General features: G+C 39.5%; 18 protein-coding genes and 1 pseudogene. 7 read left to right on the forward strand and 12 right to left on the reverse strand.

The window, feature by feature from the left end:
- Window positions 1–610: 610 nt before the first annotated feature.
- Window positions 611–1,432, forward strand: coding sequence for a protein-glutamine gamma-glutamyltransferase (locus tag GRQ40_RS15290; protein WP_159720299.1), 822 nt, complete (start codon window positions 611–613; stop codon window positions 1,430–1,432).
- Here GRQ40_RS15290 and GRQ40_RS15295 read toward each other — a convergent pair.
- Window positions 1,412–2,311 carry a DMT family transporter gene (locus GRQ40_RS15295; protein ID WP_159720917.1) on the reverse strand — a complete coding sequence of 300 codons (900 nt, stop codon included), beginning with the start codon at window positions 2,309–2,311 and terminating at the stop codon, window positions 1,412–1,414. The two genes, GRQ40_RS15290 and GRQ40_RS15295, sit on opposite strands and share 21 nt — an antisense overlap.
- A gap of 81 nt (window positions 2,312–2,392) precedes the next feature.
- On the opposite strand from GRQ40_RS15295, the gene GRQ40_RS15300 reads away from it, so the two are divergent.
- Complete coding sequence (locus tag GRQ40_RS15300) at window positions 2,393–3,070, forward strand: MgtC/SapB family protein (RefSeq protein ID WP_044745071.1); 678 nt, start codon at window positions 2,393–2,395, stop codon at window positions 3,068–3,070.
- Between the two features lie 293 nt (window positions 3,071–3,363).
- On the opposite strand, the gene GRQ40_RS15305 is transcribed toward GRQ40_RS15300, so the two are convergent.
- Both GRQ40_RS15305 and GRQ40_RS15310 read right to left on the reverse strand, forming a co-directional pair.
- Window positions 3,364–5,061 carry a methyl-accepting chemotaxis protein gene (locus tag GRQ40_RS15305; RefSeq protein ID WP_159720300.1) on the reverse strand — a complete coding sequence of 566 codons (1,698 nt, stop codon included), beginning with the start codon at window positions 5,059–5,061 and terminating at the stop codon, window positions 3,364–3,366.
- Window positions 5,058–6,236, reverse strand: a complete 1,179-nt coding sequence (locus GRQ40_RS15310; protein WP_159720301.1) for an ATP-grasp domain-containing protein — start codon at window positions 6,234–6,236, stop codon at window positions 5,058–5,060. Before GRQ40_RS15310 ends, GRQ40_RS15305 begins: the two co-directional genes overlap by 4 nt.
- Before the next feature lie 694 nt (window positions 6,237–6,930).
- On the opposite strand from GRQ40_RS15310, the gene GRQ40_RS15315 reads away from it, so the two are divergent.
- Window positions 6,931–8,571 (forward strand): M4 family metallopeptidase, encoded by a 1,641-nt coding sequence (locus GRQ40_RS15315; RefSeq protein WP_159720302.1) that lies wholly within the window; start codon window positions 6,931–6,933, stop codon window positions 8,569–8,571.
- Here the strand turns inward: GRQ40_RS15315 and GRQ40_RS15320 are convergent.
- From GRQ40_RS15320 to GRQ40_RS15330, 3 genes are all read right to left on the reverse strand, one after another.
- Window positions 8,462–10,333 carry an IS1182 family transposase gene (locus GRQ40_RS15320; RefSeq protein ID WP_370514207.1) on the reverse strand — a complete coding sequence of 624 codons (1,872 nt, stop codon included), beginning with the start codon at window positions 10,331–10,333 and terminating at the stop codon, window positions 8,462–8,464. The two genes, GRQ40_RS15315 and GRQ40_RS15320, sit on opposite strands and share 110 nt — an antisense overlap.
- Window positions 10,334–10,669: 336 nt before the next feature.
- On the reverse strand, window positions 10,670–10,936 hold the full coding sequence (locus GRQ40_RS15325; protein WP_159720303.1) for a hypothetical protein: 267 nt from the start codon (window positions 10,934–10,936) through the stop codon (window positions 10,670–10,672).
- A gap of 80 nt (window positions 10,937–11,016) precedes the next feature.
- Window positions 11,017–11,520, reverse strand: a complete 504-nt coding sequence (locus GRQ40_RS15330) for a GNAT family N-acetyltransferase (protein WP_201295961.1) — start codon at window positions 11,518–11,520, stop codon at window positions 11,017–11,019.
- A 139-nt stretch (window positions 11,521–11,659) separates the two neighbouring features.
- Between GRQ40_RS15330 and GRQ40_RS15335 the strand changes: the two genes are divergently transcribed.
- Window positions 11,660–12,832, forward strand: a complete 1,173-nt coding sequence (locus GRQ40_RS15335) for an MFS transporter (RefSeq protein WP_044745076.1) — start codon at window positions 11,660–11,662, stop codon at window positions 12,830–12,832.
- A 568-nt stretch (window positions 12,833–13,400) separates the two neighbouring features.
- On the opposite strand, the gene GRQ40_RS15340 is transcribed toward GRQ40_RS15335, so the two are convergent.
- The 3 genes and pseudogenes from GRQ40_RS15340 to GRQ40_RS15345 all read right to left on the reverse strand — a co-directional run bounded on the left by GRQ40_RS15340 (window position 13,401) and on the right by GRQ40_RS15345 (window position 15,797).
- Entirely contained in the window at window positions 13,401–15,272 is a 1,872-nt protein-coding gene (locus GRQ40_RS15340; protein WP_201296003.1) for a hypothetical protein, read from the reverse strand.
- Window positions 15,273–15,290: 18 nt separating this feature from the next.
- Window positions 15,291–15,362, reverse strand: a pseudogene (locus GRQ40_RS19065) (SEC-C metal-binding domain-containing protein); the annotation flags it as partial.
- A 246-nt stretch (window positions 15,363–15,608) separates the two neighbouring features.
- A complete protein-coding gene (locus tag GRQ40_RS15345) occupies window positions 15,609–15,797 on the reverse strand; it encodes an H-type small acid-soluble spore protein (RefSeq protein ID WP_066148897.1) in 189 nt (62 codons plus the stop codon).
- Window positions 15,798–15,857: 60 nt separating this feature from the next.
- On the opposite strand from GRQ40_RS15345, the gene GRQ40_RS15350 reads away from it, so the two are divergent.
- Both GRQ40_RS15350 and GRQ40_RS15355 read left to right on the forward strand, forming a co-directional pair.
- Window positions 15,858–16,058, forward strand: coding sequence for a hypothetical protein (locus tag GRQ40_RS15350; RefSeq protein WP_159720304.1), 201 nt, complete (start codon window positions 15,858–15,860; stop codon window positions 16,056–16,058).
- Between the two features lie 75 nt (window positions 16,059–16,133).
- Window positions 16,134–17,117, forward strand: a complete 984-nt coding sequence (locus GRQ40_RS15355; RefSeq protein ID WP_231734629.1) for a potassium channel family protein — start codon at window positions 16,134–16,136, stop codon at window positions 17,115–17,117.
- Here the strand turns inward: GRQ40_RS15355 and GRQ40_RS15360 are convergent.
- From GRQ40_RS15360 to GRQ40_RS15370, 3 genes are all read right to left on the reverse strand, one after another.
- Window positions 17,111–17,515 (reverse strand): YugN-like family protein, encoded by a 405-nt coding sequence (locus GRQ40_RS15360; protein ID WP_044745080.1) that lies wholly within the window; start codon window positions 17,513–17,515, stop codon window positions 17,111–17,113. The two genes, GRQ40_RS15355 and GRQ40_RS15360, sit on opposite strands and share 7 nt — an antisense overlap.
- A 208-nt stretch (window positions 17,516–17,723) precedes the next feature.
- Entirely contained in the window at window positions 17,724–18,848 is a 1,125-nt protein-coding gene (locus GRQ40_RS15365) for an AimR family lysis-lysogeny pheromone receptor (RefSeq protein ID WP_044745081.1), read from the reverse strand.
- A 287-nt stretch (window positions 18,849–19,135) separates the two neighbouring features.
- Entirely contained in the window at window positions 19,136–19,366 is a 231-nt protein-coding gene (locus GRQ40_RS15370) for a helix-turn-helix domain-containing protein (RefSeq protein WP_044745082.1), read from the reverse strand.
- A gap of 167 nt (window positions 19,367–19,533) precedes the next feature.
- On the opposite strand from GRQ40_RS15370, the gene GRQ40_RS15375 reads away from it, so the two are divergent.
- Window positions 19,534–19,902 (forward strand): helix-turn-helix domain-containing protein, encoded by a 369-nt coding sequence (locus GRQ40_RS15375; protein ID WP_066148895.1) that lies wholly within the window; start codon window positions 19,534–19,536, stop codon window positions 19,900–19,902.
- Window positions 19,903–20,189: the final 287 nt, after the last annotated feature.

Consider the following 20,189-nt stretch of genomic DNA (forward strand, 5'->3'; position numbering starts at 1 on the left):
CAAACAGTTCCAGCATCCAAATGCGCATATTTTTTGTAACAGCGCACATAAGCCTTACAGCATCATCGGCAAATGTTGATTCCATTTTTTATCGATTGAGCAGCTTCTTGTACCAATCGCTCTTCTTTATTGTACTCTTTTTGGTCACAGCGAATTTTAGATGTTCATCAGTCAGATTCCTTTGAGAAAAATAGACACATATGAGAGCAAACGGTAGAAACAGATTTTCATTATACAGCAGCCAAAGACTTCATAACGACATTTACATAAGAAATATGGATTCATAAAAAAATGGAAGAATTTCTCTTCAAAGAAAGGATATGAATGAATGTTCTACTTTTTAGCCTAATTTTCAAGAAAAGCTCTTATATAATCTACTATATCCACTATACTTATCCGTAAAACATGAGAACACTAATCCCCATATCTTTGTTGATCCTTTGTTATTTTCTAAAATGTTGTTACAAATATTATCCACATTTTTTCCACAAAAAAACAGTGCTTATTCACACTGTTAATTAAATGCTCGCGCTGATTTTGGCAGATATGTGAGTAACTTTTTTTAATATTCACAATTTGTTGATAACCTCTAAATGAAAGGGTGGACAACATGATTCAAGTTAAAAGCTCGATTGTGGATAACCAATTTCTTTCCCATTCCCCTTTATCCAAAGAGCAAACTATGATTTTTCAAGCCTTACTAAAAGAAAGAAAAAAATACACATATAAAAACGAACAACAGCTTCTATTTGAGCTGAAGCTACGAGAACAAATTCTTCATACGGCTATTCGCTTAGCAAAAAGTAAAGCAAGATTTACCATTTTCCGTTTTTCGAGATGTAATGAGCAGTTTTGGTCACGAAACCATTTAGGCGGATTTGAGTTAAAAAAGAGCGTGACTCCAGCTGATGCGATTAATGATATTTTTGAAAACAGCCAGCTATACGCCTTTGAGTGTGCAACAGCTATTGTCATCATTTTCTATAAGGCAGTCTTAGATACGATTGACCGGCAAACTTTTAATCAACTGTTCTCCAACCTTCTTTTATACGATTGGCATTATGACGAAGATTTAGGAGTACAAACAAAAACCGGGAACGACTACATTCCCGGCGATTGTCTATATTTTAAAAATCCTGATGTCGATCCAGAAATGCCTCAATGGCAAGGAGAAAACACCATTTACTTAGGAGACGACCTTTATTATGGGCATGGGATCGGAATCAAAACAAAGGATGAAATTATTTCAGCGCTCAATAAACGGCGAAAAAAAGCAGCGAAAAAGTCAGCTTACTTATTAGAACAAACAACAAGAGTAGATTTTAAATATTTAAGCAGGTTTGCCAATAACGAGCAGCGCATAGCCTTGCCATTCGATCCAAGCCGTCTGTTCATTGGAAAAATCGGTTCATCAACTTTCTTGAATTTGTAATGTTTTTTTTCGATTTTCACTCCATAAATATGTGCCGATGCCCAATAAAATTAAGGAACCGCCAATCCATTGCGATTGCTGGATCATTTCTCCAAGTAAAAAATAGGCTAAAATAGCTGCACCAACAGGTTCAAATAAAATTCCCATTGAAATGGTCGCAGCACTTACCCATTTTACCGACCAATTCATTAACGAATGGCCCAGCAAAGTAGGGATGATAGCAAGTAAAATAAAACAAAGCCAATCTGTTTTTTTATAAGAAAATAGAGGATAGCGAAAGCAAAGCACATAGAGCAGCAGGGTAAGAGAGCTGATTCCATACACAACATATGTATAGATCGTCAGCGATAGTCTTTTCCGTAAATCCTGTCCAAACAGCCAGTATCCTGTAATCATCATGCAAGCAAGCAAGGCTAGCATATCACCGAATAGCGCCTGTCCGCTTATTCGAAAATCTCCCCAGCTAATGATGGTGCTTCCAGCAATCGCAAGCAAGCCGCTTAACAACGCGCCAATCGTCAATCTTTCCTTAAAAAACACGTAGCCTCCAGCGAATGCAAACAATGGTTGCAGCGTCACAAGCACAACAGAGCTTGTGACCGACGTATAGTTTAAAGATTCAAACCAGAGAATAAAGTGAAAAGCTAACAGTACACCGGAAATAGCAGAAAACCACCAATCTCTTTTCGAAATTTTCAATAGTTCACGACAAGTTGGAAGGAACATCGGAGTCATCAGTAAAACTGTGAAAAAAAGACGGTAAAAAGCGATTACAGCTGCAGGAGCGTGCGCCCATTTTACTAAGATGGCCGATGTTGATATCGAGAGCGCACCGATAAAAAGAGCGAGATACGGCTTAAATAAATTTTGTGATTGCATCATCCATCCCTCGTTCAACGTTTTATAATTTATAATTTATAATGATTATAACATTGATTGAATAAGAAAAGGTGATAAAATATGGATTTTCATCTTTTTATGAAGCTGGGAATATCAACGGTATTAGGCCTTGTGATCGGCATCGAGAGAGAATTAAAGCGAAAGCCGGTGGGATTAAAGACATGTTTAGTCATTTCCATTGTGAGCTGCTTATTAACGATTGTTTCTATTGAGTCGGCATATGTATTTCCTTTAAAAAACCGCATGGCCATGGACCCGCTTCGTCTTGCTGCGCAAATTGTATCCGGCATTGGTTTTTTAGGAGCAGGCGTCATTTTGCGTCGGGGGAACGACAGCATTTCAGGTCTGACAACGGCTGCTCTTATTTGGGGAGCAGCCGGAATCGGCATTGCCGTTGGGGCGGGATTTTACTGGGAAGCTATTTTAAGCGTGGGATTACTTATTTTAAGCGTAGAACTCATTCCTCTTCTCACCTCTTTTTTCGGCCCAAAGCAGCTGCGAGAAAAAGAGTTTGTTTTACAAATTACTATTTCTAATAACGATCATATTGATGATGTGATTTCTGCCATTAACCAGCAAATCATTGATATAAAAACGGTTCGAATTAAAGATTTTGATGATCATCATCATCTTATTAGACTAAAAGTAGCTGTTGATCAGAAAAAATCAATAACGGATGTCTATTATTCGCTTCGCAGCATCTCATCCATTGTTCATATTGATATTGAAAGTGGTTAATGATGGACAATCCAAGAATGCAATGATCCATTATTTTACTAAAAATATGGAATAATTGAGCTAGACACAAGCGTTTCTGCCAGATGCATGCCCAGTCGGCAAGCGAATGGCTTGCCGACTACGGCAGAAAAGCGAGGAGTCAAGCGATGCCAATTTGTTTTTATTGGATCATCAACACACCTGACATTCCATTAAAGTGATATCATTACACTTGATTACGCCGCTTAAACGAAAAGGCCGAAAGATTCACTCGACTCTTTATAAATTGAGATCGTGATTTTACTGAGGAATACTTACTCTATCTTAAACTTTGCAATCATCTCTTGAAGGTGATCAGCTAAACGTTTTAGTTGAATGTTCTGCTCCTTTAAGTAATCAATAGTATGGTTTTGTTGAATAGCAGAAGCAGAAATCTCCTGAATCACCGCTACCCCTTGTTCAGAAATAGCCGCAATTTCCTGAATGGATGTCAAAACCTGATCGGAGGATTGGTATAGATCTTCTGTATTTTTGGCGATAGCATCCATTCCTTTTGTTAACTGCTCTACGGATTCATAAATCGCATGAAATAGTCGGCCATTATCTTCAGCAATCTCCACCCCTTTTACAATATCTTCAAAATCTTGCTGATTTAGCTGAAGCACCACTTTAGCCTGTTCGTTCATTTCCTCTATCGCTTGAGAAATGACTTGAATGGATTCGTCGGTTTGATGGGCCAGCTTCTGAACTTCTTGAGCTACGACCGAAAATCCTCTCCCTGCATCTCCAGCGCGGGCTGCTTCGATGGAAGCATTTAAAGCCAGCAAATGAATCTGCGATGAAATCTCTTGAATCATTTGAATAATGTGGTTAATCTGTTTTAGTTTTTCCCCAAGATCAGACAGATTTTGTTTACTCGTTATTCCATTTTGTTTAATTTTACTCATTTGTTCTGTAATCATTTGTACTTGAATGTTCCCTTTTTCCGCCTGCTCTCGTGCCTGACCTGTAAGGTTTTTAATCCATTTTGTTTGCTCGTCGACATTAGAAATAGACATCGACATTTCAGAAATCATATGAGAAATGCGATCAATATGATGCGCTCTTTCCTCTGATCCTTTTGCTTCTTCATTTGTGCTGACAGCAATTTGCTGCGATGCTTGAGACAATTCGGCAAAGGACCCCAAAAGAATTTCACTGCTTCCATGGATGGTTTGTGAATTATCGCTTACTTGCTGAATGATATGGCTTAAATTTTTTCTCATTTCTTCAAAACTGGCTGCTAAAATGCCGATCTCATCTTCTCGTTTCATCTTGATCGGCTGGCTAAGATCCCCATTAGAGAGACGCTTTGTGTACTGTACTAATTGTTTTAAAGGCTTGGATATTCGATTTCCGATGAATAGCGCCAGTATGATGCCAGCTGCAATCATCACCGCAGTTAAAATGATCGAAAAGGTCCATATCCAATGCTCGAGTTGCTTAATAAACTTAGCACTCATGTCCACGCCAATGATCGCATCCGTTCCCCGCACCGGCATAAAAAAGGATTTATGGACTCCCCACTTATCTTGGTAAATGCTGCTTAAAATCTGTTCTTTTTGTTCATATGATTGTTTTTGTTCCTCTGTAAACGGAGACTCCACCATAAATTCGTCGCTGTCATTTAAAGCGACAATGACATCTCGCCCATTATGTCTCGCCAATACATATACATACTCAATTCCGTTTTTATTTTTAATAAATGAGTCAAGCTCTTGTTTAAGCTCCTCCCCATATTTCTCTGGAAAGGCAATAACATTTTGAATAAGAGTTGGATCAAGTTTTTCCGCCAATGTTTCACCATTTTCAGTTAAGCGCTCATCAAACTGTGGAATTACATGATCTTGGATAATGTAACTAGACACATAATAAACAAAGCCAAATGCAACGACGGAAAATAAAATAAAAGGCAAGATAAAACTTATAATAAGCTGAGATCGAATCGATTTTCTCCAAAGCATCTTTTTCATTCTTTAGCCCCTTCTCCCAAATATTGAAGTTCCTTTCTGTGGATAAATGCTTGTAAATCGAGCCGCAGCAACCGATAAAGCTCGTCCATTGTTTTGCTTTTAAAAAATACGATCGCAAAAGTTCGGTCATTTGCTGCTTGTATCGGCCGGTATTCTAAGATGTGGTCAAACTGTTTTTGAAATAATGGGTGATTAATGGATTGAATCAAGCTTTGAGAAATATGCATAGGAATTTCGGCGCAAAGGAAGCTATAGATGTGATCGTCCATATGTTGAAGCGTTCTGTTCCAGTCCGGGCATGTTCCTCGGAAATAGTGTTCATATACATTGCATCCATAAGCATAGAATCCGAGATCTGTTGTACCTGCTCCAGCAAACCGAAGCGGGTTCACTTCAATCGGAATTATGCTGTCATTATTTTTTCTAATTTCAAAATGAATAGGAAAGTTTTTTAATGGATAAATTTCTTGAAACTGATGCATAAACGCAAGAATGTCATCGTAAATCTCGGCAATCACCTGCTTTGATGTATAATAAATCCGGTCTGATGTATCATATTCATCTTTAAACAATCGTTTAAAAACATTTAAAATCACCGGATGACCGCTGTGGTCATAATAGCCATCAATCGCGTATTCTTCTCCAAAAATCCATTTTTCAATTAAAATACTTTCTCCATCAATAACACTTTGATACATATTCTCCGCTACAAACAGTTCTGTTTCTAACTGCCGCAACGCCGCTTCCCATTCATTTGCGCTTTTTACTTTATATACGCCTACGCTTGAGTACCCTTTGCTGGGCTTTATGACAACAGGAAAAGGGATCTCATCAATCGAATGGCTGTACAGCTCATTCCTATCCGCAACTTTGTAAAAATAATCTGGATACATTTTTTTCAAAGCAGAACGAAAAAGCCCTTTGTCTTTTAACTGTTTGGACCAACGGTTTTGCACGCTATCTGGGGCATATGATTCAAGCAATTTTAAGCAGCTTTCTGAATTCGTTAATAGTTTTGTTTGCTCATTCATGAGCCCAAAAAATTCTGTCTCGTCTAATGTCTTTAAGCCATTTAAAGAATTCGATGGATTCCCCTGAACCAAAACAGGGATATCCAATTCTTGCAATGATGCAAGCAAAATCGGTGAAATAATTTGATCATTGATAAGAATCATCTTGATGCACCTTTCTAATAAATAAAAATTAGTACTATAGAAGCACGCTCGTCCATGCTACATCCATGTCTTATCATGTTACTCTAACTGTACAAAAACATTAGGTTGACTATACCGCAATGAAACCAAAGCACTACTCCTTTCACTATTATTTTAGTAAACTATTTCTAACATTTTCTTTATCGTCAGGACTGGAGTAATTTTTAACATATTCCACTGTTATTACTCTATTGTGTAAATTGGCTCATTTCAGAAAGTATTTAACTTTTTCCAATAAACTTTCCTCATTAGGAAATTTGTTCAGAGAATTTCGGTTGTTTATGTCTTCTTTCTCTTTATTTAAAGCGATCATCTATCGAGCAATACAATCAAACTAATTGTCCTTCGTGCTGTAATAATTATGATGAATGGACCATATTAAAACTCACGATCGGGAGGCAAATCGGCTCGCCGGCTTCAGATGAAAAGCGAGGAATCCGGTATTGTTCATTGGTTTTTATTGGATGATCAACACGCCTGATCGTTAGCTGCAATGAGGCACAGTCCATTTAACACTATGAACATATTGAAAAATAAAGGCCAAATCATTCCCATCTCTATCCAACTTTAATGACCACTTTCTCAATACCCATTTGCCGTTTTGTATAATACAATTTTTATCGTATATAATCCAATTTTACAAAGGAGGAAATTTATGAAAAAGAAAGCTACTTTTATTTTAGCAGCAGGTTTAACGTTTAGTGCCCTTCTTCCATCATCGTATGCGGCCGTACAATCTCCCGCAGCACAAAAGCATGCCCACCAGAAAATGCAAATCCTCCAAGAAAACTGGGATGCGAAAAACGGTGCTCCAGAATTTCTATCCGGAAAGCTATCTTCACAGTCTTTTAAAAGTGAAAAAACGATCCGGGAATTTTTGAAAAACAATCAAGAAATTTATCAGATCAATCCTGACACAGAGCTTACATTAGTCGATGTGAAGACCGATGAATTAGGCATGACCCACTATAAATATGTTCAGTCACTCAATGGCGTTCCGATAGATGGCGGAGAATTTTTAGTCCATACGGATAAAAACGGGATTGTCAAAGCCACGAACGGAAAGCTCCGTCCTAGCGCTTCGGACAAATTTAAAAACAAAACAGCCGCTAAAATTTCGGATAAAGAAGCCATTGACTTGGCTTGGAAGCACATTAATGTAACGAAACAAGAAACAGAGGTCAAAGAGGATAACGCACCTTTAAAAGAAAAAGCGGATGTCGCCAATACAGTGGAAAAAAGCAAACTGGTTATTTACGAGAAGGATGGAAACTACTATTTGACCCACAAAGTAGAATTGCAATTTATTTATCCGTATCCGGCCAATTGGAAAATTTACGTTGATGCAAATAACGGCAAAATTGTCGATGCCTACAATGCTGTAGCCGAAGAGGCAACAAGCGGCTATGGCTACGGAGTATTAGGAGATTACAAAACTCTTAATACTTACTACTCTAACGGCACCTATTATTTATACGATGTGACAAAGCCGATGTCAGGGGTCATCGAAACACGCACGGCGCAAAATGGCACGAACTTGCCTGGCTCCTACTCTGTTGACAGCAATAATGCATGGACTGCTTCTTCACAACGTGCTGATGTAGATGCCCATTATTATGCAGGAGTCGTCTACGACTATTACAAAAACACGCATAATCGCAATAGCTTTGATAACAACGGAGCAACGATTCGCTCAACGGTTCATTATAGCAATAGATATAACAACGCATTTTGGAACGGAGTACAGATGGTTTATGGAGACGGGGACGGAACGACGTTCGCTCCTTTATCAGGCGGACTCGATGTTGTCGCACATGAGTTAACACATGCTGTCACTGATCGAACAGCAGGGCTCGAATATCGCAACCAATCAGGCGCATTAAATGAATCAATGTCAGATGTTTTCGCTTGCTTTGTAGATTCAAATGATTACTTAATCGGCGAAGACGTCTATACACCTAACGTTTCCGGCGATGCTTTAAGAAGCCTTTCTAATCCTCAAGCATACGGACAGCCAGCTCACATGAACGACTATGTATACACCTCTTCAGATAACGGCGGAGTGCATACAAATAGCGGTATTCCAAATAAAGCTGCCTATTTGACGATTACTGCAATTGGCAAGGAAAAAGCAGAAAAAATTTATTATCGAGCATTAACTGTCTATTTAACTCCAACAAGCAATTTCAGCAATGCTCGAGCCGCTTTATTACAAGCTGCTGCTGATTTGTATGGATCCGGCAGTTCAACATATAATGCGGTGGCCAACGCTTGGAACCAAGTAGGAGTATATTAAACCTCCTCCAAACAGAGCCAAAGGGGCTGTCTGATAAGTCCCTAAAATGAAACAAGTGGAGAAAAACGAGCCGTTTTTCTCCACTTGCTTTTGTATTTTTTCGATTTTTCTTCGAAAGTAGCTGGCGGATGCCTGCTACTTTCAGTATGTTGTGGGCTAACGCCACAATCCCAAACTCGACATGTACTTTGTCGAGGCCCCGCAAAGAAAATCTGCGGAACGACCGATTGCCCTTGATGTGACCGAACACACTTTCTACTTCGACTTTGCGCCGAGCGTAGATGGCGGCTTTCTCTTCACATTCAAGGGCTGTTTTTGCCTTCGCTTTCATTTCTTCGAAGACGGTATTCCAGTGAACTTGACGATTGCCCTTCGCCTTCGTGCATTTCGCTTTTAATGGGCAATCTGTACAATCTTCACATTCGTATATTTTGAAGCTTTGTTCATAACCAGATGGATTCTTTTGGTTTTGATATTTTTTAAATGTTACTTTCCTTCCATTCGGGCAAATAAAACAATCATCCTCTTCACAATAGGTCCAGTTTTTCGCGTTTTTGATATCCTTTTTGTCTTTGCGTGTCTGTTCTCGTACATAGGATCCATAAGGAATGAGAAAATCCAATCGAGGCTCTTTCTCATCACCAATCGCATATACATAGTTTTCTTCACTGCCATATCCTGCATCCGCGATGATGGTTTTGGGCATCGGTAAAGAAGTAGCCGCCAGTTTCTCCAAATGTGGGATAAAGCAACGTGTATCGGTTGGTCGTTGATGAATGGTATAAAACAAGATAAACTGATTCTCTGTCCCGATTTGCACATTATACCCTGGCTTCAGTTGACCATTTTTCATATGATCTTCTTTCATTCGCATAAAAGTTGCGTCTTTATCCGTTTTTGAATAGCTGTTACGATCGCCAAAGATTTCGTTCTGCTCCTTGTATTTGGCTAGTCGAGGTAAAAAATTTTCTCGAATCAGTTTTAAAGGTTTTTTCCATTTCTTGCGTTCTGCTCGTTTTTCCTTCCGAACTTTTGTATCGGATTCCTGTTCGATTTCCTCTGTTAGGATTTCGACTTTTTCTTCTAATTTTTGAGCGATGGCTTCCAAGTTCTGTTCCGTGATTTCTGGATCTTCGTTCGCCTCTTTTTGTGCTGTTCCTGCTTCTAATTGGGTTAATTCTTGAATGTACTGAAGTGTTTCTTGAATTTTTTCTTTTAATGTTGCTTCCCATTTCTCTGTTGATTTTTTCCACACGAAAGAATACTTATTGGCGTTGGCTTCCATCTTGGTGCCATCCAAAAAGTAGTTTTCCATTGTGATGTACTTTTCTTCAATCAATTTTAGAATCATGGCTTCAAATAACTCATCCATCAAGGCTTTCATCCGTTCTCCGCGGAACTCATTGATCGTGCGGAAATCGGGTTGTTGCATCGCAGCTAACCATATGGCAGGAAGATTTTCTTTTATTAGTTTTTCGATTCCACGGCAGGAATAAACCTTTTGGGAATAACTATACAGAATGATTTTCAGCATCATTTTGGGATGATAGGAACTTCTGCCACCACCTTTATAATGAGAAAACAATAGCTCATCTGGTACAGATTCCACCATTTCGTCCACTACTCGTGCGACGTGATGTTCTGGTATAAGGGCTTCAATATCAAAAATCACTTGAGTTTGACGATTGTCATAGGGTTTAAAAGTAGGGGCTAATGGTCTTTTAGAGGGCTTTTTTTCCTCTGTCTCTGGAAAAAGTGTCATTTGCGTGTTATAATTTTCAGTAGTAATCATTTGATTGCTCATAAAAATCGTCCTTTCTGGAATGTTGTGCTGGTACCTTCATTTTACAGGATAGGACGATTTTTTTGTGTACTTTTTTAAAAAATGAAAAAAATGAGAGGGGCTTCAAAAAGTCAGTTACCCTGACTTTTTGGACAGCCCCTTTGGCCTTCTTTCATCTATCGAATGATGCAACCCGCTTCACAAGCAGAATCTCATTTTTTCGACGGTCAGAGGCTAATCAAGGTGCCGTTCGCTTGAAGGGCGGAAATCTACACTTAGCAAATGTATGATGACATGTTTTGGGCAGTGTTTTGGTCAGTGTTTCGGCAAAAATTCCTCAATGATATGGCTGTCTTCACCATGAATCTGATTGGAAGCTAACAACTCTTTTTCCGTTAATAATTGAAATCCATACCTTTGCAGCTCGCGTTTTTGAATTTCAGACAGCTGCTCATAAGACACAATAGCCGGCGTCCCCGACGATTTATAAATTAGGTTTTTCGTGACTGGACATTGGAATACATCAGCGACAAATCCTTCTCCATCTTGGATCGTAAATAGACGAATCGGCATTACATTCATACTTTCTCCCTCTTTTCACTGTTTGTTGGCCTTTATAAGTACTGACGATTTTTCTATTATATTTCCCACCAACCGACTGTCTATACGATGCGTTTTCCTACAATGATAAGATCTCGCTCCACGCCATCTAATTCCGCAACTTTCGGAAAATGCCCCCATGTAGTAAAGCCAAAATGAGAGAAAAGACGCAAGCTTGGTTCGTTATGGGCAAAAATAAATCCGAGTAGCGTTTTAATATTCAGCCTTGGGCATTCATCAATGGCGGCTTGTAACAATTGCTTTCCCATTCCTTGTCCGCGATATTGTTCAGAAATATAGATGCTGATTTCCGCTGTATGCTGATAAGCAGACCGTCCATAAAAAGACTGAAAGCTGAGCCATGCACATATTTGCCCCTCTTTCTCAACGACCCATAGCGGCCGGGTGTCAGCAAAATGTTCCCAAAACCAGCTTTCTCTGCTCTCTATCGTTATCGGTTCTAAATCTGCTGTGACCATTCTTGAGGGAATGGTTTCGTTATATATCCGAACAATCGCCGAAAGATCCTCATAACGAGCATCCCTAATAATCAATGATTCCTGCATACTTCCCATTCCTCCTTAAGCATTTTATTTGCAAAAATACATAAAAAGGGAGCATACTTAAATATTATTTAAAGCGAGTGACTGAATCTTCCAGAAGCGCTGATTTTACTTCTTAATAAAACATGAAAGGAGGAAGCAGATGAATAAGACACTGATCGTGTATTTAGTGTCGCTTGCTGCATTTCTTGGTCCATTTACACAAACGATCTACACACCTATTTTACCAGAAGTCACAAAAGATTTTGGCACATCTTCATTTTTGGTGAATTTGACAATCTCCATTTTTACTTTGTTTTTAGCACTCATGCAGATCGTTTATGGACCTCTTACAGATACAAAGGGGCGAAGAAAGGTTCTTTTATTTGGTATTTTTATTTATGTACTAGCATCTCTTGGCTGTTTCTTTTCACATTCCATTTCTATCTTGCTCGTCTTTCGCGCTCTGCAAGCCATTGGAATTGCGGCTGGCTCCGTCGTTGCTGCTACGGTGATCGGCGATTTATTTGAAGGGAAAGCAAGAGGAAAAGCGATGGGAACGTTTCAAATGATGGTTTCGCTTGGCCCGGTCGCAGGGCCGATCGCTGGAGGCTTTATTGGGGGAAGCTTTAACTTTCATACCGTCTTTCTTGTCCTTGTATTCGTAGGCGCTGTTATTTTCCTGTTCAATTTTATTTTTTTAAAAGAAACTAAAACGGAAACAGGCTCTACAGAACGCTTCCAGCCACGGGATTTTGTTTTTATTTTAAAAAATCACACGGGCGCGTCCATCATTTTATTGGGCTTTACGCAATACTATGCGCTATATAACTTTTTAGTATTTTTGCCAAACATTTTGAACGACCGATACGCGCTTCCAGCAGAACAAAAGGGAATCGTGTTTCTATGCATGTCTTTGTTTATTGTCGTGGGCAGCTTCGTCGGCGGAAGGATACAAGGACGCTTCCCAAGCCGAAATGTGATTGTCACGACCGCCTATTTAAATGTGTTGGCCGTGTTCTTATTTCTTTTAGTTTCACATATAGCGCTCCCATTACTGATTGTTTCCATCATGCTATTTGGATTCTTCCTAGGAACCTCTTTGCCTGTACAAACAACTCTTCTTACGCAAATATTTCATTCCAACCGATCTACTGCTATTGGGGTCTATAATTTTTTCCGATATATTGGAATGGCGTGCGGACCTATAATCGGGAGCTGGCTTCTTAAAATCGGCGGATATGATACGATCTATGGATTTGTTGATGTGCTGTTTCTCTGCTGCTCGTTAATACTTATGAAGCAATTTGGCAAAGCAGCCTATAAGCCGCAATAATCCAACGTTTCTAGTGGTCATTTAGGGAAGGACGTTCGAACAAGATTTGTCCTTTCCCCCATTGAACCATATCGCTTTTCGTGGCCAACAAACTCGTAGGTTGAAAACATATTGTAAGACTCTCCCGTTGAAAAATGAAGAAATTAAGGTAGCTGGAGCATCATGGATATGAGGCCTTGCTGTTTCGGCAGCCGGGTGTAAGACTGAAAGCAACGTTCTCAAACCTTCGTCACACAGATGCGTGACGAAGGCAAATTCACAAATTCGTTTCCGGTCGCCGCTCTTCCAAAGATCGTTCGTCTCTTTTTTACTAGCGTTGATATAGCGTGAACGGATGCTCCGGCTAACATATCGCCCCATTTCTGCCCTATAATCTAAACTTCCAAAAATCAAAAGCCCTTTCTCCTCCGCGTCTGATCGTTTTGCCCAGGTGGTAATGGATAAGATGGAAGAGAAAAAATACGAAGCACAGCTTGTTAGGGGGTTGGAGGCATGTAGAGATGATGGGCAACTAGGCTGAAAGATTCACTGTCCATGATTTTTTATTCCTCATCCCGTTCTCATGTTGCTACCATTTTGTTTTAAAAGAAGGAGCCATTGCTTGAAGCCACCCAAGCAGTTCACGCTCCTTTTGCCAAAAAGCAAGATGTTCTTTTGCATATATGACAGCTTCATTTTCATCGCCAAGACTATAAAACGAAGGAGAATTTGTTGGAGGCCGCTTCTTTTTCAATACATAATCCATCACATACTCATTTGTTTGCCAAGCTTGCTCTAACAATTCCTCCATCTCTTCATGAAGACCGTATCTCAAGTACGCTAAAAGCAAGCGATTATAGCTGATGAAGGCAGTGGGCTCATCATACTGCTCTATCAGTTCTTCTGCTTTTTCGTATTTTTCCGTTTCTAAATAAGCAGGCAACAGCACATAGCGAGTTCCTTGATTGTCGTTAAAATCTAATTGAAGCAGCTGCTCATACTGCTTAATCGCTTTTTCTTTTTCTCCGAGCAGCCAAAGTGCCTGTGCGTACTTTTCTTTTGCTCTCATATATGATCTTGTTTCCGTTATCATCCAGAAATGACCTTTATAGTCACGGAAGAAGCTCTTTCCAAGCTCCTTTTCTCCCGCTTCCATTCCTTTTTGATAATAGGTCACTGCTTCCTTCAATGTCGTTGCTTCGTCACCTAAAATATTATAAGCAGCTGCACTATTCGGGTACAAACGCAAAGCTTGATGCACAAGCTCCTTTCGCCTTTTTGGATTTACTTCGTGAAATGCTTGATCAAGCAATTCTTGTGCTTGTTCTCTCAACGATTCGCTCTTTTTATTAGTAAGCATCGATTGAACAAACAAGTGTCCTTCTTGAGCTGCTGAATCGTTTGGTTTCTGTATGAGACGACGAATATTATGCCTGTTTGGTTCAGTCGTGATTTGCGAATGGGGAATGAACTCTGGGGTTAAAATGCGTCCTTCTTCAAAATGATCTATTTTTTTATATATTTGTGCGATAAACTCTGCCATAGACTCTTCCATTTCGCGATATTTGATAGCCATGCTCCTGCTGGAAATCCTGTAGCATTTTGCGATCTCTTTCTGTGTTGCCGCTTGGTACGGAATCACAATGACAAGAGTTAAATAATGGATAGCAGCTGCATACAGCTCCGGCTTTTGAATAAAAGGCCGCTCTAAGCCGCAATATACCTTCCATAGCACAATAGCCACATAAATCCAAGGCCCATTTCCATGAATTTCTTCCATTCGCTCCTGCAATACATAGGCCACCTGTTCATAAACTGGTTGCTCCCATTCAAGCGATTCAATTGAAAGATATTTAGAAGATAATTGTAAAAAGCATTCATATAATAGCTCCGGAAAAGATAAGGTAACAAATTCACGGACAGAAACATCTTTTTTTTCATCAAACATCTCCTGAAGGAGTTCAATGACTGTTTCGGCTACGTGCCTTTCTATTTCTAAACAAGAAATAAAAAAAGAATAGGCTGGACCAGAGGATACAAGGGTTCCGATAAGCAAATGGCCCTCTTTTATTTCTGGTTTATCGAAGGCAATACGTTTTTGTTTTTGGGTAAAAATATCTTCAGCGATCACAAAGCTGAGGGATTCTCGTTCGATGACGCGCACAAACGAAGGGAACTCACGACCCCAAGTGTGGAGAAGTTTGCGGATAGTTGGGCTCTTAATCTGTGAAGCGCATGTTTGGATATAATGTTCAATAATCGTTTTTCTGTTCACCAACGGTTGGCAGAATATCGCCCATAAAGTGGTATAAAATACAAACAGTTCGTCCCATTCATCATCTAGTAAATGGTTCGTTCTTCGCGCAATAAATTCACCCAGTTCCTTTTTATGTTTTGTCAAGGCATAATGGAGCAAATCGCGCTGGACCTGCATAACCTCCTGCATGATGAATTCATTCATCGATATTACCTCTCGCTGCTTGCCACAACATTTTTGATATTTTTTTCCACTTCCACAAGGACAAAGATCATTTTTCCCTGCTTTCTCCATCCATCTTCACCTCTTTCTTATTGTTTATGATCATATATTTTTGACCACCTTGCTAGAAAATCCTCTATATTCACCTTAATATTTCGACATATAATCCTCTCGATCTCCACTCCGTTAAGAGATGGGATCTCGGTGGATGATGTTAAAACAATGAAAATTATATGATCTGTCTGTTATGGTCGATTGATAAAGGAGTTTAAAAAAATAAAAGCAGCCTTTATTGCAAAAAATTTAAAAACGCCTTATTCAGGCGTTTTCTTCTTCCAGCTCTTCGACTGGCACTTCTCTCGTTTCTTGAAGCAGACCGTCACGCATATGTACCTTGGCTGTTCCAGCTTTCTCATTGTAATCGTCAATCCAGACAGGCACACCATTGTAATAAACAGAAACATCAGCAGGTGAAGAAATAATTTGCTTAACACGGTTCATATCCATGAAAGCATCCTCCTTGCATTGGTTAATAGCAGTAGTAGTGTTGGCAATTGAAGAAGATCTATGCAAGAAAAACATGATTTTGTGCAAAATATCCATATCTATAAAAATGCAGAGGGCTGCGGAAAATCGAAAGCTAAAGGCAAAGCCACGGACTTTTTCTTGCGTTATGTGACCATCACATGGCAACAAGCCAAACAACGTCGCCTCCAGCCCCATTCATGGATCGATAAGCGATTGGTTATTCAGCGACCCAACCATTGAACCATGCAAGCCTTATCTCATACCAAAAGCGAAGTGGTGAATCTGCATCTATATGCCTAAATGAAGGAGGAAACGATGAAATACGCTTATTTTCGTCTCCCTATATTTGTCCGCATGCTGCTTGTAGGATTCAGCTTTATTCTTTTATTCGGAGGTCTGATTCATGCCGCAGAGCCGAATACATATCGAACGTTATTTGATGGCATATGGTGGGCCATTGTAACGGCCGCAACCGTCGGCTATGGAGATTTTGTTCCCAAAACGATGCTTGGCAAATTTCTTGGCATTGCGCTTATTTTATTTGGTACAGGCTTTATTTCGGCCTATTTTGCAGCGCTATCTGCTTCCGCCATATCCAGAGAAAATGCTCTCTTGCATGGAAACGTTGCTTATACAAAAGAGGGGCATGTTGTTGTCGTCGGCTGGAACGAACGAGTACGCGAGCTGCTCAAGCAGTTAACAGCCGCTCACCCGTCCTTTACTTTTGTTATTGTCGATGCAACACTAGACGTTCTTCCGGTTTCTTATAACCAAGTCCACTTTATTAAAGGAAATCCGACCTATGATTCGATCTTACAAAAAGCGAACGTAGCAAAGGCAAAGATGATTGTTATCACAGCCGACCAGCATAAAAATGAATTGGATGCCGATATGGCATCAATTTTAACTTTATTGTCAGCCAAAGGAATCAATCCAGACATTTATGCCATCATTGAAATTTTGACGACGCAGCAAGTCAACAATGCCAAACTAGCAGGTGCAGATGAAATTATTCAAACGAACCAGCTCTCAAGCTTTTCGATCATCAACAGCCTTCAGTCTCCGGGCATTTCGCCGCTAATTGAACAGTTATTGTATCGACTTGGGGAAAACTGCTTTCAATTTCTTGATCCACCTGATGAGCTGGTTGGACAGACAATGGCTGAAAGCAGCCGCATTTTGCTTAATCAACAAATTCTGTTGATTGGAATTATCAGAGAGGGAGTGCCATTTATGAATCCCTCCCCCCTTTTTACCATTCAACAAAGCGATCGGCTTTTTGTGCTTAAGCATCACTGAAGCAAATGATTTTCCAGCTCCTTCACAAGTATTTTGCCTATATTGATATATTTTTCTGGAATTTGAGCGTCTGGGTCTTGTGGCTCTGCAAATTGATTAAATGATGCGCTCAAATTTCCGATATGGGCATGATCATCCACGCCAATTTGGTATTTGTGTGATAATAAATAGGGGCGCCCTAGTTTGACGGTTGTCCCATTGGAGTCAAGCTGCCCATCAACGGCTTCAAATGGGACACGCAAAAATTGATAGCCCACTTCGTCGTCAATTTTATAATCGAATGAACCATGGTCGTAATCCCAATTGCCACCAATAACATAGCCGAGCGGTTTAAGCTCCTGTTCAAGCTTATATAAGCGAAATGTTTTGCCTTCTAATGCGGAAGGAATTTCAATCATGACAAATGACCTCCTTTTTTAAATAGATTGCCCTAATTGTCATGATCTTAAAATATATACACACAACTTAACATGTTAACATTTGCTTTTTTCTACTTAACAACGCCGCGTTACAGAAGCAAGAATAGGTCTAAAAGCGGCGTTGCTTCAACCGTAGCATGCTTGTTTGATCTTTATATTTTTATACTAAAAAGGCATGCCGTTTCCTCTATTGTTCCATAGCTTTTAAATATCTTCTTGGCAACCGAACGTGGAATAATTCCCCGTTTTTCAGAAATTCTGTTTCAGCAAATTTCATGAGTCGCAAATCGCCTAATGCGAGGGCTTTGTAGCAAAGATGAAACGGAGAAAGCTTCCCGTTTTCTTTAGCTATCTCTTCCAATAAATAAAGAGCTCTTTCTTTTGAAAAAGCATCTGGCTGGCGCGCTAAATAATGTGCTTTTTCCGCCTTATCAGTTAAATATAAATTTTGGTGCATTCCATTCGTGATTTTAATAAAATCATGCGTCGCATAAAGGGCGTGCTCATAATCCAAAAACCGCTCAGAACTTCCAATTTCCTTAAAATGTTCAATCGCTTTTTCAATATAATAAATACTTTTGTTATAATCGTCATAAACATAGATCTCTGCTAATAAATGCAGCATAGAATTAACAAAAAATGGGAATTTTCTGAAATTTTCTAAATTGATCGTCTCTTGAGCGATTGAAATCGCATCTTGTAAATGCGATTGCTTTGTATAATAAATCGCCATGATTTCTTTGATTCGAATCATATAGGATTCTTTGATATAGCTGTTTTTAATGAATTCCGCTTCGTTAAACGCTTCGGCAGCTACCGGTAAAATGAGTCCGTATGAATGTAAGCTAAGAAAGCTATATAAGGACATAATTTTCACTAAAACAAGAACTTCAGGTACCTCCGCTTCTTTTCCTAAGCGAAATTTCATTTTTTCTAACTCATTGTACAATTGAACAGGAGAAATCTCAGCGTTTTTTTTCTTCAGACAAAGCAAATACAGATCGCTAAAGCAGCTCGGATAAAGCTCAGCCAAGCTAGATACCAGCTCATATAGCCCATTGTTGGCGGCCCATTCAATCGCTTCTCGAACAGCCTCGTCGTTCTTATTATTTAGACAGTAATCGATAATGAACGATGACTGATGATCTGTGTCAAATAAAAGACAACTCATGGACAAAAAATGATGAAAATGCATGGATTGATTTTCCGGAACATATTCGTGAATCTGCTTGTCCAGCATTTGCGTGCATTGCAAAGCAGGATCCTCTTGCTGCGTCCGTTCTTGATTCATTTTTTGCACAAAATTCCCCACTATACTCCTCCTCTGTCAACAGGATTTTTTTCATGTAATAAAATTAGCGAAAGCAGAAGGAACAAAAGCTGGTTCTTTCAATATTCGCTCTTATCTTATTATTATGGCATAAAAAAATTAAACATCCAACAGATATGGATAATTATGGTTTGTTTATTTTTTTGCAATACATTCATTCTCGACTGCATCCTGCAACAAAGGCCAAAAGTATACGAAATAAATCTTTTTCCTACCACATTGCCTGCCTTATTCTCTGCATCCTACCAATGCAGCATTTTCTGTGCGTCCTACATATTGTCTCGCTTTTTAGCATAATCCCATATAAAAAAATGCTCATAAGGTACATTATACAGCTGAGCCAGCTCCATTAGCTCCTCCGCCGTAAAAGGCTGCTGGCCGCTTTCTTTGCGATGATAAGGATAGACGGTATTGAACCCTAAAAGCTTTGCAACCTCCCCTTGTGATAAACCTTTTGCTTTTCGACATTCTCTAATTTTGCGAAGATTGACCTTTACCAATGACCCCACCCTCTTTTCTGTTGCATTTTTCGCAATCAACACTTCTTATTATATGTTTCATTTTTCGCAACGTCAAACATTTTCTTTCGTTTTTCGCAATTTTGTTTTGCACTTTTAGCAATTATGATATGATTTTTTTCGAGAAACATAAGGGAGTTATGCGAGTGATGAGTGTACTAGGTTATCGGTTGAAAAAGTTAAGAGAAAAGCATAACCTTACCCAAGAACGGGCTGGGGAAATTTTCGGTCTTACAAAATATCAAATTCATCGCTATGAATCAGGAGCAAGCAATCCCGATCCTGAGACGATTCGAGAATTTGCAGATTATTATGGTGTATCTACTGACTATTTGCTTGGACGCACCGTCAATCCGGACACGGCAACGGGCGAGGAACATGCTCAGAAGGAAGAACACGATCCGGAGTTAGATGTATTGATCAAAGAGTTGAAAAACGCTCCTAAAGAACAACGTCAGCAACTTCTAAAAATATGGGAGATTATTAAAGGAAAAGGAAATCAAACGAACGAGGAATAATGATAGTTGAGTTTTATTGTTCAAAATAAGAGGCTGTCTCTATCCATATGATCCTTGAGAGGAATGGAGGCGGAGCCTCTTTTTTGTTGGGAGCCGAGGACAGCTGTTGTCTCTAGCATGTTTCAGCTCATAAGCTTCGTTTCCCCAATATCTTTTATCAACTAAGAAGCTTTCCCTTCTATACTCTGGCTAGAGGCAGGAGGCTTCTAGGTGAGTATTATGGTAAATTCCTTAAACACATCGCAAATCGGGGTCCCTCAACATTGTAAGAGACCCCGATTTTTCTT

Source organism: Anoxybacillus sp. PDR2 (assembly GCF_009834045.1).
GTDB classification, from domain to species: Bacteria; Bacillota; Bacilli; order Bacillales; family Anoxybacillaceae; genus Anoxybacteroides; species Anoxybacteroides rupiense.

Bases quoted from the DNA above. Each gene is read 5' to 3' on its own strand.
- GRQ40_RS15290 (WP_159720299.1), top strand. From the start codon at position 611: ATGATTCAAGTTAAAAGCTCGATTGTGGATAACCAATTTCTTTCCCAT.
- GRQ40_RS15295 (WP_159720917.1), bottom strand. From the start codon at position 2,311: ATGCAATCACAAAATTTATTTAAGCCGTATCTCGCTCTTTTTATCGGT.
- GRQ40_RS15300 (WP_044745071.1), top strand. From the start codon at position 2,393: ATGGATTTTCATCTTTTTATGAAGCTGGGAATATCAACGGTATTAGGC.
- GRQ40_RS15305 (WP_159720300.1), bottom strand. From the start codon at position 5,061: ATGAAAAAGATGCTTTGGAGAAAATCGATTCGATCTCAGCTTATTATA.
- GRQ40_RS15310 (WP_159720301.1), bottom strand. From the start codon at position 6,236: ATGATTCTTATCAATGATCAAATTATTTCACCGATTTTGCTTGCATCA.
- GRQ40_RS15315 (WP_159720302.1), top strand. From the start codon at position 6,931: ATGAAAAAGAAAGCTACTTTTATTTTAGCAGCAGGTTTAACGTTTAGT.
- GRQ40_RS15320 (WP_370514207.1), bottom strand. From the start codon at position 10,333: ATGACACTTTTTCCAGAGACAGAGGAAAAAAAGCCCTCTAAAAGACCA.
- GRQ40_RS15325 (WP_159720303.1), bottom strand. From the start codon at position 10,936: ATGAATGTAATGCCGATTCGTCTATTTACGATCCAAGATGGAGAAGGA.
- GRQ40_RS15330 (WP_201295961.1), bottom strand. From the start codon at position 11,520: ATGCAGGAATCATTGATTATTAGGGATGCTCGTTATGAGGATCTTTCG.
- GRQ40_RS15335 (WP_044745076.1), top strand. From the start codon at position 11,660: ATGAATAAGACACTGATCGTGTATTTAGTGTCGCTTGCTGCATTTCTT.
- GRQ40_RS15340 (WP_201296003.1), bottom strand. From the start codon at position 15,272: ATGAATGAATTCATCATGCAGGAGGTTATGCAGGTCCAGCGCGATTTG.
- GRQ40_RS15345 (WP_066148897.1), bottom strand. From the start codon at position 15,797: ATGGATATGAACCGTGTTAAGCAAATTATTTCTTCACCTGCTGATGTT.
- GRQ40_RS15350 (WP_159720304.1), top strand. From the start codon at position 15,858: ATGCAAGAAAAACATGATTTTGTGCAAAATATCCATATCTATAAAAAT.
- GRQ40_RS15355 (WP_231734629.1), top strand. From the start codon at position 16,134: ATGAAATACGCTTATTTTCGTCTCCCTATATTTGTCCGCATGCTGCTT.
- GRQ40_RS15360 (WP_044745080.1), bottom strand. From the start codon at position 17,515: ATGATTGAAATTCCTTCCGCATTAGAAGGCAAAACATTTCGCTTATAT.
- GRQ40_RS15375 (WP_066148895.1), top strand. From the start codon at position 19,534: ATGAGTGTACTAGGTTATCGGTTGAAAAAGTTAAGAGAAAAGCATAAC.